The organism is Glutamicibacter uratoxydans, from assembly GCF_006539925.1.
Taxonomy (GTDB): domain Bacteria; phylum Actinomycetota; class Actinomycetes; order Actinomycetales; family Micrococcaceae; genus Glutamicibacter; species Glutamicibacter uratoxydans.
This window is the reverse complement of sequence record NZ_BJNY01000002.1, coordinates 344,731-360,022: the sequence shown is the minus strand read 5'-3', so window position 1 is coordinate 360,022 and position 15,292 is coordinate 344,731. Positions and strand designations below refer to the sequence as shown.

At 64.6% G+C, this 15,292-nt stretch carries 13 protein-coding genes; 9 read left to right on the top strand and 4 right to left on the bottom strand.

Annotation, left to right across the window (positions count from 1 at the left end):
* Positions 1–75: 75 nt before the first annotated feature.
* Genes AUR04nite_RS03440 through AUR04nite_RS03410 form a run of 7 tightly spaced genes read left to right on the top strand, consistent with a single transcriptional unit; the run spans position 76 to position 8,678 of the window.
* Complete coding sequence (locus AUR04nite_RS03440) at positions 76–1,293, top strand: sarcosine oxidase subunit beta family protein (protein WP_141361934.1); 1,218 nt, start codon at positions 76–78, stop codon at positions 1,291–1,293.
* Between the two features lie 9 nt (positions 1,294–1,302).
* Positions 1,303–1,596, top strand: a complete 294-nt coding sequence (locus AUR04nite_RS03435) for a sarcosine oxidase subunit delta (RefSeq protein WP_141361932.1) — start codon at positions 1,303–1,305, stop codon at positions 1,594–1,596.
* Positions 1,593–4,490: a sarcosine oxidase subunit alpha family protein gene (locus tag AUR04nite_RS03430; RefSeq protein WP_141361930.1), complete on the top strand. Its 2,898-nt coding sequence runs from the start codon at positions 1,593–1,595 to the stop codon at positions 4,488–4,490. The genes AUR04nite_RS03435 and AUR04nite_RS03430 overlap by 4 nt, the downstream gene beginning before the upstream one ends.
* Positions 4,483–5,097: a sarcosine oxidase subunit gamma gene (locus AUR04nite_RS03425; RefSeq protein WP_141361928.1), complete on the top strand. Its 615-nt coding sequence runs from the start codon at positions 4,483–4,485 to the stop codon at positions 5,095–5,097. Before AUR04nite_RS03430 ends, AUR04nite_RS03425 begins: the two co-directional genes overlap by 8 nt.
* On the top strand, positions 5,097–6,476 hold the full coding sequence (locus AUR04nite_RS03420; RefSeq protein ID WP_141361926.1) for an L-serine ammonia-lyase: 1,380 nt from the start codon (positions 5,097–5,099) through the stop codon (positions 6,474–6,476). The genes AUR04nite_RS03425 and AUR04nite_RS03420 overlap by 1 nt, the downstream gene beginning before the upstream one ends.
* A 46-nt stretch (positions 6,477–6,522) precedes the next feature.
* Positions 6,523–7,719 carry a pyridoxal phosphate-dependent aminotransferase gene (locus tag AUR04nite_RS03415; RefSeq protein ID WP_141361924.1) on the top strand — a complete coding sequence of 399 codons (1,197 nt, stop codon included), beginning with the start codon at positions 6,523–6,525 and terminating at the stop codon, positions 7,717–7,719.
* Positions 7,719–8,678 carry a 2-hydroxyacid dehydrogenase gene (locus tag AUR04nite_RS03410; RefSeq protein ID WP_141361922.1) on the top strand — a complete coding sequence of 320 codons (960 nt, stop codon included), beginning with the start codon at positions 7,719–7,721 and terminating at the stop codon, positions 8,676–8,678. The genes AUR04nite_RS03415 and AUR04nite_RS03410 overlap by 1 nt, the downstream gene beginning before the upstream one ends.
* Here AUR04nite_RS03410 and AUR04nite_RS03405 read toward each other — a convergent pair.
* Both AUR04nite_RS03405 and AUR04nite_RS03400 read right to left on the bottom strand, forming a co-directional pair.
* The gene (locus AUR04nite_RS03405) at positions 8,675–9,088 is read right to left on the bottom strand and encodes a DUF1801 domain-containing protein (protein WP_246055316.1); all 414 of its coding nucleotides are present in this window, start codon (positions 9,086–9,088) and stop codon (positions 8,675–8,677) included. The two genes, AUR04nite_RS03410 and AUR04nite_RS03405, sit on opposite strands and share 4 nt — an antisense overlap.
* A 9-nt stretch (positions 9,089–9,097) precedes the next feature.
* Complete coding sequence (locus tag AUR04nite_RS03400; RefSeq protein ID WP_141361920.1) at positions 9,098–10,456, bottom strand: MFS transporter; 1,359 nt, start codon at positions 10,454–10,456, stop codon at positions 9,098–9,100.
* Positions 10,457–10,668: 212 nt separating this feature from the next.
* On the opposite strand from AUR04nite_RS03400, the gene AUR04nite_RS03395 reads away from it, so the two are divergent.
* On the top strand, positions 10,669–12,282 hold the full coding sequence (locus tag AUR04nite_RS03395) for an AMP-binding protein (protein ID WP_141361918.1): 1,614 nt from the start codon (positions 10,669–10,671) through the stop codon (positions 12,280–12,282).
* 105 nt (positions 12,283–12,387) lie between these two features.
* Here AUR04nite_RS03395 and AUR04nite_RS03390 read toward each other — a convergent pair whose 3' ends face one another.
* A complete protein-coding gene (locus tag AUR04nite_RS03390; protein ID WP_141361916.1) occupies positions 12,388–13,467 on the bottom strand; it encodes a competence protein CoiA family protein in 1,080 nt (359 codons plus the stop codon).
* Between the two features lie 169 nt (positions 13,468–13,636).
* Here AUR04nite_RS03390 and AUR04nite_RS17845 point away from each other — a divergent pair, with 169 nt between their 5' ends.
* Positions 13,637–13,810 carry a hypothetical protein gene (locus AUR04nite_RS17845; protein ID WP_170184071.1) on the top strand — a complete coding sequence of 58 codons (174 nt, stop codon included), beginning with the start codon at positions 13,637–13,639 and terminating at the stop codon, positions 13,808–13,810.
* Here the strand turns inward: AUR04nite_RS17845 and AUR04nite_RS03385 are convergent.
* On the bottom strand, positions 13,807–15,291 hold the full coding sequence (locus tag AUR04nite_RS03385; protein ID WP_141361914.1) for a SulP family inorganic anion transporter: 1,485 nt from the start codon (positions 15,289–15,291) through the stop codon (positions 13,807–13,809). The genes AUR04nite_RS17845 and AUR04nite_RS03385 overlap by 4 nt on opposite strands.
* Position 15,292 lies beyond the last annotated feature (1 nt).

Below are 15,292 nucleotides of genomic sequence, written 5' to 3'. Positions count from 1 at the left end.
TCTGAAGGATCGTGTTTTGTCCTTGGCTGCGGCCCACCCACTGTACCCAGAGCTGAAGAAAGTATCCGAATAATCATGGCTGATCTGCTACCCGAGCACCCAGATTTCCTGTGGGCCAATCCTGACCCGAAGAAGTCCTACGACGTCGTCATCGTCGGCGGCGGCGGCCACGGCCTGGCCACCGCATACTACCTGGCCAAGAACCACGGCATCACCAATGTGGCGGTGCTGGAGAAGGGCTGGCTGGCCGGCGGCAACATGGCCCGCAACACCACCATCATCCGCTCGAACTACCTCTGGGACGAGTCGGCCGGCATCTACGAGAAGTCGCTGAAGCTGTGGGAACAGCTGCCCGAGGAACTGGAATACGACTTCCTCTTCTCGCAGCGCGGCGTGCTGAACCTGGCCCACACCCTCGGCGATGTGCGCGAGTCCATCCGCCGCGTCGAGGCGAACAAGTTCAACGGCGTGGACGCCGAATGGCTGACCCCTGAACAGGTCAAGGAAGCCTGCCCGATCATCAACGTGGGCGACGACATCCGCTACCCGGTCATGGGCGCGACCTACCAGCCGCGTGCAGGCATCGCCAAGCACGACCACGTGGCCTGGGCCTTCGCCCGCAAGGCCAACGAGTACGGCATCGACATCATCCAGAACTGCGAAGTCAGCGGCTTCATCAAGGACGGCGAGAAGGTGACCGGCGTGAAGACCACACGCGGCACCATCAACGCCGGCAAGGTCGCACTGGCCGGCGCAGGCCACTCCTCGGTGCTCGCCGAGATGGCAGGCTTCGAGCTGCCGATCCAGTCCCACCCGCTGCAGGCCCTGGTCTCCGAGCTGTTCGAGCCGGTGCACCCGACCGTGGTCATGTCCAACCACATCCACGTCTATGTTTCCCAGGCCCACAAGGGCGAACTGGTCATGGGCGCGGGCATCGACAGCTACAACGGCTACGGCCAGCGCGGCGCCTTCCACGTCATCGAAGAGCAGATGGCGGCGGCAGTGGAGCTGTTCCCGATCTTCGCCAGGGCGCACGTGCTGCGTACCTGGGGCGGCATCGTGGACACCACCATGGACGCCTCGCCGATCATCTCCAAGACGCCGATCCAGAACCTGTACGTGAACTGCGGCTGGGGCACCGGCGGCTTCAAGGGCACCCCGGGCGCGGGCTTCACCTTCGCCCACACCATTGCCAACGACGAAGCCCACCAGCTCAACGCACCATTCAGCCTGGACCGCTTTGAAACCGGCCACCTCATTGACGAACACGGCGCAGCAGCCGTGGCCCACTAGGACCCCACCATGATGTTGATCGATTGCCCGAACTGCGGGCCACGCAATGAAAACGAATTCAAGTACGGCGGCGAAGCCCACGTCGCCTACCCGGAAGACCCGAACGCCCTGAGCGACAAGGAATGGTCGCGCTACCTGTTCTACCGCGGCAACAAAAAGGGCCTCTTCGCCGAACGCTGGGTCCACGCCGGCGGATGCCGCAAGTGGTTCAACGCCCTGCGCGACACAGTGACCTATGAATTCAAGGCCGTCTACCCAGCCGGCGCACCACGCCCAGAACTGTCCGAAGGGGGCACCCGATGAGCAAGCCATACCGCCTTCCAGCAGCAGTGGCCTCCAGCGCAGTCGTCGACCGCGATGACCTGCTGTCCCTGAGCGTCGACGGCCAGGAGCTGCAGGCCTACCGCGGGGACACCGTGGCCAGCGCCATGCTCGCCAACGGCCTGCGCTCCTGCGGCAAGTCCCTGTACCTGGGCCGCCCGCGCGGCATCTTCGCCGCCGGGGTGGAAGAGCCCAACGCGCTGATCACCGTCGGCGCACGCCACGGCCAGGACATCAACGAATCGATGCTGCCAGCCACCACCGTCTCCGTCACCCAGGACCTGAACGCCACCCTGCTTTCCGGACTGGGCGTGCTGGACCCGAACACCGATCCCGCCTACTACGACCATGTGCACGAGCACACCGACGTGCTGGTGGTCGGCGCCGGCCCTGCCGGCCTGGCAGCCGCCCGTGAGGCATCGCGCTCCGGAGCCCGCGTGCTGCTGCTCGACGAGCGCGCCGTGGCAGGCGGCAGCCTGCGCGACACCGCCGGCGAGCAGATCGACGGCAAGGACTCCAACGTGTGGATCGACGAGGTGGCCGCGGAGCTTGCGGCGGCTGAGGAGACCACCCACCTGCAGCGCACCACCGTCATCGGCTCCTACGATGCGAACTACGTGATCGCAGTCCAGCGCCGCACCGTGCACCTGGACGGGCCTGCCGGCGCAGGCGTGTCCCGCGAACGCGTCTGGCACATCCGCGCCAACCAGGTGGTGCTCGCCACCGGCGCCCACGAGCGTCCGCTGGTCTTCGAGAACAACGACCGCCCGGGCATCATGCTCGCCGGTTCCGTGCGCAGCTACCTGAACCGCTACGGCGTGCGCGCCGGATCCAACATCGTAGTGGCCACCACCAATGACTCGGTCTACCCGCTGGTTGCGGAGCTGGCAGCCACCGGCGGCGTGGCCGCCGTGGTCGACGCCCGCCACACCGTTTCCGCGGCAGCCGCGGAGGCAGTGGCAGCCGGCGTGCAGGTCATCTCCGGCTCGGTCGTGGCAGACACCCAGGCCGATGAGAACGGCGAACTGTCCGGCGTGAGCATCGCGGAGCTGGACGAGGACAACAACCTCGGCGCCAGCCGCACCCTTGAGGCCGACGTTTTGGCAGTCTCCGGCGGCTTCAACCCGGTGGTGCACCTGTACTCGCAGCGCCAGGGCAAGCTGAGCTGGGATACCCGCATCCACGCCTTCGTCCCGGGTGACCCGATCGCCAACCAGCACCTTGCAGGCGCGATCACCGGCCTGCTGGACACCGCCAGCGCCCTGTCAGCGGGCGCCGCCACCGGCGCCGCGGCGGCCAGCGCCGCAGGCTACGAGCACATCGCCAGCGTGCCGCAGGCGCTGCCGGCCCCGAGCGGCGAAACCCGCCCGGTCTGGCTCGTGCCATCCCTGTCCGGCGACGAGGCGGTGCACTACAAGAATCACTTCGTGGACCTGCAGCGCGACCAGACCGTGGCCGACGTGCTGCGCGCCACCGGCGCCGGCATGCAGTCCGTGGAGCACATCAAGCGCTACACCTCGATCTCCACCGCGAACGACCAGGGCAAGACCTCCGGCGTGGCGGCGATCGGCGTGATCGCAGCGGTGCTGGGCATCGAGAACCCTGCGGAAATCGGCACCACCACCTTCCGCGCCCCGTACACCCCGGTGGCCTTCGCAGCCCTGGCCGGCCGCACCCGCGGGCAGCTGCTGGACCCTGCGCGCCTGACCCCGATGCACTCCTGGCACCTGGCGCAGGGCGCCAAGTTCGAGGACGTCGGACAGTGGAAGCGCGCTTGGTACTACCCGCAGGACGGGGAGGACATGGAGGCCGCGGTCTACCGCGAGTGCGCCGCGGTGCGCGACTCGGTGGGCATGCTGGACGCCACCACCCTGGGCAAGATCGAGATCCGCGGCAAGGACGCGGCAGAATTCCTCAACCGCATCTACACCAACGGCTACACCAAGCTGAAGGTCGGCATGGCCCGCTACGGCGTGATGTGCAAGGCCGACGGCATGGTGTTCGACGACGGCGTGACCCTGCGCCTGGCCGAAGACCGCTTCCTGATGCACACCACCACCGGCGGCGCGGCCAACGTGCTGGACTGGCTGGAGGAGTGGCTGCAGACCGAATGGCCTGAGCTGGACGTGGTCTGCACCTCGGTCACCGAGCAGCTGGCCACCGTCGGCGTGGTCGGCCCGCGCTCCCGCGACGTCATCGCCAAGCTGGTGTCCGGGCTGGATGTCTCCAACGAGGCCTTCCCGTTCATGTCCTTCCGCGACGTGACCCTGGATTCGGGCATCGAGGCGCGCATCAGCCGCATCTCCTTCTCCGGCGAGCTGGCCTTCGAGATCGCGATCCCGTCCTGGCATGGGCTGCGCGTCTGGGAGGACGTGTTCGAGGCGGGGCAGGAATTCAACATCACCCCGTACGGCACCGAAACCATGCACGTGCTGCGCGCCGAGAAGGGCTTCATCATCGTCGGCCAGGACACCGACGGCACCGTGACCCCGCAGGATGCGGGCATGGAATGGGTGGTCTCCAAGGTCAAGGACTTCGTGGGCAAGCGCTCCTTCTCCCGCGAGGACAACCAGCGCGAAGACCGCAAGCACCTGGTCTCGGTGCTGCCGGTGGATAAGAGCCTGCGCCTTGCAGAAGGCGCGGCCCTGATCGCCGACGGCGCTGTGGCCACCGAAGGCGTCACCCCGATGGAAGGCTGGGTCACCAGCTCCTACAACTCGGCCGCCCTGGGCCGGACCTTCGGCCTGGCGCTGATCAAGAACGGGCGCAACCGCATCGGTGAAACCCTGCAGACCCCGGTGAATGGCCAGCTGGTCGACGTGACCATCGGCGAAACCGTCCTCTTTGACCCGGAAGGGAGCCGTCGCGATGGCTGAAAACACAGTAATTGAATCCGCCCTGCGCCGTTCCCCGGCAGAACACCTGGCTGGCCTGATGGCCGACGCAGAAGTGGCGGGCGACCGCGCCGTGGCCCTGCGCGAAGTGGCCTTCGGCACCCAGCTGGGCGTGCGCGCCATCCCGGGCAGCGCGGCGCATGCCGCCCTGGCCCAGGCCACCGGCGTGGGCCTGCCCGCCGCGGTGGGAGAGGTGGCCGGAAGCGTAGACGGCACTGCGGTGCTCTGGCTGGGACCGGATGAATTCCTGGTAGCCACCGACGCTCAGAACGACCTGCAGGCGCAGCTCGACGCGGCGCTGGGCGATCAGCCCGGCCAGGTGCTGGACCTGTCGGCCAACCGTGCGGTGCTTGAGCTTTCGGGCCCTGCCGCGACCCTGGTGCTGCGCAAGAGCTGCCCGGCAGACCTGCACCCGCGCGCCTTCGGCGTGAACCAGGCGATCGTCACCTCGTTGGCGAACATTCCGGTGCTGCTGTGGCGCACCGGCGAAGAAAGCTGGCGCATCCTACCGCGCATTTCCTTCACCGAGCACACCGTGCTCTGGCTGGTGGATGCGATGACCGAGTTCGCCTCGGAGCAGGTGGGCTGATGGCGCTGTCCGTACTGGATATGTTTTCCATCGGCATCGGGCCCTCGTCGTCGCACACGGTGGGCCCGATGCGGGCGGCAAAGAGCTTTGTCGCCGGGCTGGACCAGCAGACCCTGGTACGGACAGCCCGCGTCGCTGCGCAGCTGTTTGGCTCGCTGGGCGCCACCGGCATCGGACACCACTCGGACTCTGCGGTGGTCCTCGGCCTGGCGGGCTACGATCCCGCCACCGTGGACACCGCTGAGGTGCCCATGATCCTCGCCGAGATCAAGGACACCGGCAGGCTGCATCTGGGCGGCGTCCGGGCCATCGATTTCGACCCGGCGGAAGACGTGGTGCTGCACCGGCGCAAGTCGCTGCCAGGCCACCCCAACGCCATGACCTTTTCAGCCTATGACGCGCAGGGCGCGCTGCTGGCTGAGAATACCGCGTACTCCATCGGCGGCGGCTTCGTCGTCGACCACGATGCGCTGAATGCACCGCTTGCCACCAAAGAGGCGGCGGTCCACGAATTCTCCTCAGCTGCCCAGCTGCTCGAGCTGTGCCAGGTGAACGGCGAATCCATCGCCGGAATCATGTGGCGCAACGAGCTGAGCTGGCGCAGCAAAGATGAGGTGGACAACGCGCTGCTGCATATCTGGGAGGTCATGCAGCAGTGTGTTGAGAACGGGTGCGATCGCACCGAGCCGACGCTGCCCGGCGGGTTGATGGTCACCCGCCGGGCGCCGGGGCTGCGCGCCAAGCTGGAAGCCCGCGACGCCCAGAGCGGAGCCGGCTCCGACCCGCTGGCGGCCATGGAATGGGTGAACCTGTTCGCGCTGGCTGTCAACGAGGAAAGTGCTTCGGGCGGGCGGATTGTCACCGCGCCGACCAACGGGGCCGCGGGAATCATCCCCGCGGTGCTGCACTACTACACCCGCTTCGTTCCCGGGGCAACCGATGACAAGGTCATCGAGTTCCTGATGACAGCGGCGGCGATCGGCATCCTGATCAAGACCAACGCGTCGATCTCCGGCGCCGAGGTGGGCTGCCAGGGAGAGGTCGGTTCGGCCTGCGCCATGGCGGCAGCCGGACTGTGTGCGGTGCTCGGCGGGACCCCTGAACAGGTGGAGAACGCCGCAGAGGTGGCGCTTGAACACAACCTGGGCTTGACCTGCGATCCCGTGGGCGGACTGGTGCAGATCCCGTGCATTGAACGCAACGCCATCGCTTCGGTGAAGGCGATCAACGCGGCACGCCTGGCCCTGCACGGCGACGGCGAGCACTCGGTCAGTCTGGACCAGGCGATCGAAACCATGCGCGCCACCGGCGCCGACATGAAGAGCAAGTACAAGGAAACTTCGCGTGGGGGCTTGGCCCTGACCCTGGCCCAGTGTTGAGGCAGGCGGCTCTGCGAGCATCGTCAACGAACGAAAGATTCTCATCATGCAACAACTGGCACAACGCCTAGACCGGCTGGGCACCGAAACCGCATTCAGCGTGGCGCAGGCCGCCGCGGCCTGGAAGGCCAAGGGCAACCGCGTCTACCCGTTCCACTTGGGCGATATCAACATCCCCACCGCGCCGCACATCATCGAGGCGATGAACAAGGCCATCTCCGAGGGCTACACCGGCTACTGCCCGGGCCCCGGCATCCCGCAGCTGCGCGAGGCGCTGGCCCATGACATCGGCTCCCGCCGCGGCATGGAATTCACCGCCGACAACGTGGTGGTGATGACCGGCGGCAAACCGGTGATCACCAAGTTCCTGCAGGCGGTCATGGATCCGGGCCAGGAAGTGCTGTACCCGAACCCGGGATTCCCGATCTACGAATCCCAGATCGAGTACCTCGGCGGCACCGCCGTGCCGTACAACTACGTGCCCACCGAATCCGGCTTCGCCATCGACCTGGAGAAGGTCCGCGCCTCGATCACCGAGAACACCACGGCGATCATCTACAACGATCTGCAGAACCCGATTTCCGCCGAGTCCTCCGCCGCCGAACGCGAGGCAGTGGCCCAGCTGGCCATCGAGCACGACCTCTGGGTGCTCTCCGACGAGGCCTACTTTGAAACCCGCTACGAAGGCGTCTCCAACTCGATCGCCGCGCTGCCGGGAATGGCCGAACGCACCGTCATCCTCTACACCTTCAGCAAGAAGTTCGCGATGACCGGTTCGCGTTTGGGCTGCGCCGTGGCGCCGCTGGACATCGCGCAGGTGATGAGCAAGCTGAACACCAACGACGAGTCCTGCACCACGCACTACGTGCAGTGGGCCGGCGTCGCCGCGCTGACCGGGCCGCAGGAGCCGGTGCAGGAAATGCTCGACACCCTCAAGGAACGCCGCGACGTGGCCTGCGAGATCGTGAACTCGATCCCCGGCTTCAGCGTCGCCGTCCCGCAGTCGACCTTCTACCTGTTCCCCGACGTCACCGAGGCCATGGCACGCAAGGGCTTTACCGAGGTCGGCGAGTTCGCCACCGCCGCGCTGGAAAACACCGGCGTGTCCTTCTGCACCCGCGAACACTTCGGCCGCCGGCTGCCCGGCGAAGAGCGCCAGTACATCCGGCTGGCCTATTCGGGCATCGAAACCGAGGACATCCGCGAGGGCCTGGGCCGGCTGCGCGAATGGATCGAGGCGTAATGGCGAAGGTAGTTGTCACCGGCAAGATCCCTGACGCCGCACTGGCCAAGCTGCGCGCCGAGCACGAGGTGGACGCGTGGGATGGCGACCAGTCGATCTCCCGGGAAGAATTGCTGAACAAGGTGGCCGGAGCCGACGCGCTGGTCACCCTGCTCACCGAACGCGTGGATGCCGAACTGCTGGACGCCGCGGGAGAACAGCTGAAGGTCGTCTCCAATGTGGCGGTGGGCTACGACAACATCGTCGTGGCGGACTGCACCGCCCGGGGCGTGCGCGCCAGCAATACCCCGGGAGTGCTGACCGAAGCCACCGCGGACATCGCCTTCGGCCTGATCCTCATGGCAACCCGCCGCCTGGGCGAGGGTGAACGGCTGATCCGCTCCGGAACCCCATGGAAATGGGGCATGTTCTTCCTGCTTGGCTCCAGCCTGCAGGGCAAGACCCTGGGCATCGTCGGCATGGGCGGCATCGGCCAGGCCACCGCCCGCCGCGCCAAGGCCTTCGGCATGGAGGTGGTCTACCAGTCGCGCAGTGAAATCGACCCGGCAATCGCCGCCGAGCTTGGTGCGCGCCGCGTGGAGCTCGACGAGCTGCTGGCGGTCTCCGACGTCGTCTCGCTGCACTGCCCCTACGGGCCGGACACCCATCACCTGATCGGGCCGGAGCAGCTGGAGGCGATGAAGCCGGACGCCTACCTGGTCAACACCGCCCGCGGTCCGATCGTGGACGAAGCCGCGCTGGCGCAGGCGCTGCGCGAGGGAGTCATCGCCGGTGCGGGCCTGGACGTCTTCGAAAAGGAGCCGGAGGTCCACCCGGAACTGCTGGAGCTGGAAAATGTGGCGCTGGTGCCGCACCTGGGCTCGTCAACCATTGAAACCCGTACGGCGATGGCCGTGCTGGCCTGTGAGAACACGCTGGCGGTGCTGCGCGGCGCCGAGCCGCCGACGCCGGTGAACTAGGCGTCGTCGCCGCGTGAAAACGCAATAGCAATCAGCTGCTTGAGGACATCGGTGTCGATGTCCTCAAGCTTTTTAACGTAGACGCAGCCAGCGCCTTCGGTATAGGTTCCGAGCCGTGGCAGCAGCGCCGCGCCCTCGGGCAGGTCCTTGAGTCCGTAGAGCGACAGCGAGGCCTTGCGCGGGGAGAACGCGGTTTTCGGCCAGATGCCGGTGGTGCGCTTGTTGGCAGGGGAGACATACACGTATTCCCCGTAGCCGATCATCGACGGACCCCACATCACGGGCTCGACCCCGGTGGCCTCGGCGAAGATCGCCGCCAGTGCTTCGCCGTCGACGCGCCGCTTTGCAGGGGTGGCCGCGGCGATGAACTCGGCGACGCTGGCATCGGTGGGCATGGTTTTTTGTACCACGAATAGTCCTTAGGAAGATTCCAGTGCTGCGTCTTCGGGGTGGGCGAAGATTGCTGATAGTTTACGGTACTGCCCGGTTCCCATGGCCAGCAGGCTGGCGGCCACCATGATCAGGCCGGCGGCGAGGAAGATCAGCGCAATGCCGCGCGCGTCGCCGGATCCCAGCAGCCAGCCGAAGCTCGCGGCGCCCTCATCGGTCTTCATGAACGGGATGATCAGGTACTGGGCCAGCGGCGCGACCAGAAACGCCGTAATGGGAGAAGCTGCCGCCTCAAGCATCTGCGCAAAGCCGAAGACGCGGCCCTGCCGCCTGAACGGCACCACCTTCTGGATGACGGTTTGCTCGGCGGCCTCGCAGGCGGGGATCAGGCACATGTACAGCCAGATGCCAACCACGTACAGCCACACCCATTCGCGCAGGGTGAAGACCGCGCCCAAAAATCCCATGCAGGCGACCAGGACCAGCAGCGTGCGGATCGGGTTCTTGCCCAGCCCGAACTTCGCCACCACCGCGCCGCCGATCAGGAAGCCGGTTGAGGCAAAGCCGAGGACGATGCCCCAGGCTTCCACCGACATCACCGTCAACCCGTAGGGGTCCATCAGCGCCATGTAGACGCCGCCGATGAAGTTGTTGAACATGGAGAAGATGATCAGCGCCAGCAGCCCCGGGATCGCCAGCACCGTGGTGAAACCCAGCCGCAGGCTTGAAGTCTTCTTCTCGTCCTGGCCGGCCTCCGGCTCGGGCTGTTCCTCTGGAATGCCGATGCCCAGCAGGTGCACCATCGTGACAACGACGAGGCCGATGGCGATGGCCAGGGTCCATCCCATGCCCAGCAGGCCGATGGACAGCCCGCTGAACACGCTGGTGACCAGGAACGCCAGACCCTGGACGGTGCCGACCAGGCCGTTTGCGTTCGCGTGCTTTTCCACCGGAATCAGCAGCGTCACGGTGGTGGACAGGGCGATGCCGCGCATCTGCTCCACGATCGCCCCGGCCAGGATCACCAGGCAGAACAGCCAGAACTCCCAGCTGCCGATGTCAAGGATCCGCTGCGTGGGCAGCAGCAGATAGACCGCCCCGGCAAGGGTGAACATCACCGCGGTGATCACCGCAGAGAGCACGAACACGCTCTTCTTGCGGTGCTGGTCGACGAAGGAGCCGAACAGCATGGAGAAGATGGCGATGAGCAGCATGAAGGCGCCGCCGATAATGCCGGTGGCCATGACGTTCTCGGTTTCCAGGTACACCCAGAAGGTCAGCGCGAACCAGAGGTAGCTGGTGGTGATGTTTGCGACCGCTGTGTTGATGAGCACGTGCATGAACACGCGCTGGCCGTTTTGCGGTACTGCAGGATTCTGTTCGCTCATGTGCCTGATCCAATGTGGGTGCCTGTCGTAGTGAATAGGATACGTTCGGCTGCCGACAGTGTCAGCAGAAGCTGGGCGAAGTTCCGGCTCGGCCTGCCGGGTGCTTGGCGCGGGTCAAGCGAGCCGACTATTGTGTGACTTGTGACGCAGGGCACTACCCGCGGCCCTCGCGTGTCGTCTGTTACCAGCATTCCAGCACAGGGAGTTGACTCATGAAGGCCTATGCCAAAGGCGAAGCCGAACCGGCGCTGCTCGAAGAAACCATCGGCGCGAACCTCGAGCGCACCGCGGCCCGCTTCGGCGACCGTGAAGCCCTCGTGGAGGCCGCCAGCGGTCGGCGTTGGACCTGGAACCAGTTCAACGACGACGTCAACGCCTTGGCCAAGGGCCTGCTGGCGGCCGGGCTTGAACCGGGGGACCGGCTGGGCATCTGGGCGCCGAACTGCGCCGAATGGACCCTGACCCAGTTCGCCACCGCGAAGATCGGCGTCATCCTGGTCAACGTCAACCCCGCCTACCGCACCCACGAATACGCCTACGCGGTGAACCACAGCCAGATGCGCATGCTCATCACCGTCACCGAATTCAAGACCAGCAACTACCGCGCCATGGTGGAAGCCACCCGCGCGGATACCGAATCCCTTCAGCGCGTGGTCTTCCTGGACACCGGGGACTGGGCGCAGCTGGTGGATTCCGGGGCAGGCATCAGCGATGGCGCGCTCGCCGAGCGCCTTGCCGCCACGGATCCGGGAGATGCGATCAACATCCAATACACCTCCGGCACCACCGGCTACCCTAAGGGCGCGGTGCTCAGCCACCGCAACATCCTGAACAACGGCAACCAGGTCACCGGCATGATCAACCTGACCGAGGAGGACCGGCTGTGCATCCCGGTGCCCTTCTACCACTGCTTCGGCATGGTGATGGGCAACCTCGGTTGCGTCTCCCGCGGCACCACCATGGTCATCCCGGCCCCCGGCTTCGACCCGGAAACCACGCTGAAGGTCGTCGCTGAAGAACAGTGCACGGGCCTCTACGGGGTGCCGACCATGTTCATCGCCATGCAGAACCACCCGAACTTCGCGAACTACAACCTCGATGCGCTGCGCACCGGCATCATGGCGGGTTCCATCTGCCCGGTGGAGGTGATGCGGCGCTGCGTTCAGGACATGGGCATGAGCGATGTGTCCATCGCCTACGGGATGACCGAAACTAGCCCGGTCTCCTGCCAGACCCGCGCAGACGACGACTTCGAACGCCGCACCGCCACGATCGGGCGGGTGCACCCGCACGTCGAGATCAAGGTGGTGGACCCCGCCACGGGCGAAACCCTGGAACGCGGGGAAACCGGCGAATACTGCACCCGCGGCTATTCGGTGATGCTCGGCTACTGGAACGACGAGGAAAAGACCAAAGCGGCCATCGACGAGGAAGGGTGGATGCACACCGGGGACCTGGCGGTGATGCGCGAGGACGGCTACTGCAACATCGTCGGCCGCATCAAGGACATGGTGATCCGCGGCGGTGAGAACATCTACCCGGCGGAGATCGAGGAGTTCCTCTTCCGCCACCCGGACATCGAGGATGTCTCCGTCATTGGGGTGCCCGATGAAAAGTACGGCGAGGTGATCTGCGCCTGCATCCGCATGAAGGCAGGCCGCGCACCGCTGAGCGTGGAGGCGATCCGCGAGTACTCCACCGGACACCTGGCGCACTACAAGATCCCAGCCTACGTGCAGATCCTCGACGAGTTCCCCACCACCGTCACCGGCAAGATCCGCAAGAACCAGCTGCGCGAGGACGCGGCGGCGCAGCTGGAGCTCTAAAAACTGGCAGTTGCTTCTTGTGAATGTGTGAAATCCGTCGGAGGAGGGCTCGGGCCTTGGGCGAAATTTGAGTGGATAGGCAGTCATTAGCTGAAGATCAGTAATCTAGCTTGTGAACCAATTAATTAGCCTTTTAAACCAGCCAGCCTTCGCTGGATTGTCCATGGATGTGTCTTGTGGGTTGTTAGGTGGCAACTGCGATTGTGAAGTCGACAGTAGCTCGGGGCTCCCGGATTCTGTAGTTGGACAAGATTTTGGCGTGGAGATTTCCGTTTCCAGGCTTCTCAGTGTGGAGCCATCTGTGTCCAAGGAATCTGACACGACATTTTCTGTGTCATTTGGAACCCTAATCTGTGCATGTGAGCTGACCGATTCTCGATTATTCGCTCGAACTTGTTCGACGTCTTCGGGCCGTGCCCAGCCTGAACCGAACTTGAAATATTTCTCATTTGGTCCGAACCATTTTCTCTCGCCGCTTAGCACCTCCCGTAGAAACTGCCTGGCGCTGTAGTTTCCCGTACTGACGAGGAGTTGACCGTCGCTGCCGATTTTCATAACAGTGGCGCCAATAAGTAAGTCATAGGATCCTGAATAATCAGGCAGCCACGGCTTTACCTCAGTAGTGCGGTCGTTCTTGTTGAATACGCGAATGCGAGCTGCTGGCTGATTGAACAACGCGTGATTGATGGACCTACTGTTTTTTGCAGTTTCTGGGATCAGCCAGAGTACGTTCATACCGAGATTTTGTCTCGTTAGAGTTCGTTTGTTGAAGTCTGTCGATACTCTTTGAATCTCTACAGCAACGGGAGGAGAACTCTGAACTAGAATATCCGCGCGTGATTCGTAGTCTTCTTGGATAGCTTCGTATCCAAGCTCCGCGCACAAGCCCGAGATGGCATTTTGAAACCAAAGGTGCTCAGCTGTCATTGGCCCGCCGCGGTCACTCGAGTGAAAAGTGTGGCCGCATTCTGTCGCCAGCCGCCGCAGGAAGCGCGTCCCTTTTCTGTTAAGTACCGAAGTCAACGGAGCTCTGCAATCAGGCTCAGGGCAAAGCAGAGTACCGGTTGGCGCATTTCGGATGATTTCCCAATCATCATTATTTCCAACCCAAAGTGGTTTCTCTAGATGCGTGCCACGTAGTATCGCATGGCGTTTCCGTAGAAAATCTTCATCGCTCGGAGTCATGGAGAACAGTATGACTGGCGTCACCGACATTTATCGACCGAGTCGGTAAATGCAACTCAATCTGGAAGCATAGTCTATGGCAGGAACTCATTGAGCATTGAGCTTTCTCAAACTGGCAGTTGCCCTAAAGCGCTTGGGACGGCTTCTGCGCGCTCGATAGCCTCGAAGCATGTTCAAGCGCCAGAAGCACCAGCCCAAGAATCCGGAGGAATACCCGCAGCCGGTGGACCCGACGGCGCCCTCCGGCCCCGTCGTGGATCCCACCGCGCCCAGCGGCCCGCCGATCGACCCGACAAGCCCCAACCCGTACGAGCCGAACGTGGAGCCCGAGCACCGGGACTAGTCCAGCCTGCCGCGCAGCCGTTCGTGCATCTTCGCGCTGGCCTCGTTCAGCCCGCGGATTTCAACCTGCTTGCCGTAGCTTTCATATTTGGCGCTCACCGAATCCAGCGCCGCCACGGTTGAGGCATCCCACAGGTGCGAATCGCTCATGTCGATGACCACCCGCTCGGGGTCCTGCGCGTAGTCGAACTGCGTATACAGGTCGTTGGAGGAGGCGAAGAACAGCTCGCCGTGCACGGTGTAGACCGCCTCGCTCCCGTGCAATTCGCGCTCGACGCTCACCAGGTGCGCGACACGGTTCGCGAAGAGCACCATTGCGCTGAGGATGCCCGCCCCGACTCCGACCGCCAGGTTGTTGGTGGCCACCGTGAGCACCACGGTGGCCAGCATGACGAAGGTTTCGCTCTTGGGCATCATCTTCAGCGTTCCCGGCCGGATGCTGTGCCAGTTGAAGGTTGCGGCGGAGACCACCACCATCACCGCCACGAGCGCGGCCATCGGGATCTTGGCCACCACCTCGTCAAAGGACACCGCAAGGAGCAGCATGAAGATGCCGGCGAACATGGTGGAGATGCGGGTGCGCCCGCCGGAGACCTTGACCCCGATCATGGTCTGCCCGATCATCGCGCAGCCGCAGATGCCGCCGAAGAACCCGGTGACGATGTTTGCGGTGCCCTGCGCCCAAGACTCGCGGGTTTTGCTCGACGGGGTGTCGGTGATGTCGTCCACCAGCTTCGCGGTCAGCAGGGATTCAAGCAGCCCGACGAAGGCCACCGCCAGTGCAAAGGGGGCGATGATCTGCAGGGTTTGAAGGTTCAGCGGCACCTGGGGGATCCCGAAGACCGGCAGGGAATCAGGCAGCTCGCCCTGGTCCCCGACGCTAGGCACCTTCAGCCCGGCGAAGACGACCATCAGCGTCAAGACGATGATGGCGACCAGCGGCGCCGGCACAGCGGTGGTGAGCTTGGGGAAGAGGTAGATGATCAGCACACCGAGGGCCACCAGCGGGTAGACGGCCCACGGGACGTCGACAAGCTGCGGCATCTGCGCCAGGAAGATCAGGATTGCCAGACCGTTGACGAACCCGATCATCACCTGCCGGGGAATGAAGCGCAGCAGCTTCGCCACGCCGGCCAACGCCAGCAGCACTTGGATGACACCTGCCAGAACCACCGTGGCGAAGAGGTATTCCACCCCGTAGGTCCGAACCAGCGGCGCGACGACCAAGGCCACAGCGCCCGCGGCGGCGGAGATCATTGCAGGCCGCCCGCCGGTGATGGCGATGACTACCGACATGGTGAAGGAAGCGAAGATGCCCACCTTGGGGTCCACGCCGGCGATCACGGTAAACGCGATGACCTCGGGAATCAGTGCAAGCGAGACCACCAGGCCTGCCAGCAGCTCGGTTTTCAGCAGCCGCGGAGACTTCAGCGTGCGCCATACCGACTGGCGTTCCATCGGGGTCAGGGCGGCGGCGCTCATC

Excerpts from the sequence above, each read along its gene's own strand:
- AUR04nite_RS03440 (WP_141361934.1), top strand. The coding sequence starts at position 76 with ATGGCTGATCTGCTACCCGAGCACCCAGATTTCCTGTGGGCCAATCCT.
- AUR04nite_RS03435 (WP_141361932.1), top strand. The coding sequence starts at position 1,303 with ATGATGTTGATCGATTGCCCGAACTGCGGGCCACGCAATGAAAACGAA.
- AUR04nite_RS03430 (WP_141361930.1), top strand. The coding sequence starts at position 1,593 with ATGAGCAAGCCATACCGCCTTCCAGCAGCAGTGGCCTCCAGCGCAGTC.
- AUR04nite_RS03425 (WP_141361928.1), top strand. The coding sequence starts at position 4,483 with ATGGCTGAAAACACAGTAATTGAATCCGCCCTGCGCCGTTCCCCGGCA.
- AUR04nite_RS03420 (WP_141361926.1), top strand. The coding sequence starts at position 5,097 with ATGGCGCTGTCCGTACTGGATATGTTTTCCATCGGCATCGGGCCCTCG.
- AUR04nite_RS03415 (WP_141361924.1), top strand. The coding sequence starts at position 6,523 with ATGCAACAACTGGCACAACGCCTAGACCGGCTGGGCACCGAAACCGCA.
- AUR04nite_RS03410 (WP_141361922.1), top strand. The coding sequence starts at position 7,719 with ATGGCGAAGGTAGTTGTCACCGGCAAGATCCCTGACGCCGCACTGGCC.
- AUR04nite_RS03400 (WP_141361920.1), bottom strand. The coding sequence starts at position 10,456 with ATGAGCGAACAGAATCCTGCAGTACCGCAAAACGGCCAGCGCGTGTTC.
- AUR04nite_RS03395 (WP_141361918.1), top strand. The coding sequence starts at position 10,669 with ATGAAGGCCTATGCCAAAGGCGAAGCCGAACCGGCGCTGCTCGAAGAA.
- AUR04nite_RS03390 (WP_141361916.1), bottom strand. The coding sequence starts at position 13,467 with ATGACTCCGAGCGATGAAGATTTTCTACGGAAACGCCATGCGATACTA.
- AUR04nite_RS17845 (WP_170184071.1), top strand. The coding sequence starts at position 13,637 with ATGTTCAAGCGCCAGAAGCACCAGCCCAAGAATCCGGAGGAATACCCG.
- AUR04nite_RS03385 (WP_141361914.1), bottom strand. The coding sequence starts at position 15,291 with ATGAGCGCCGCCGCCCTGACCCCGATGGAACGCCAGTCGGTATGGCGC.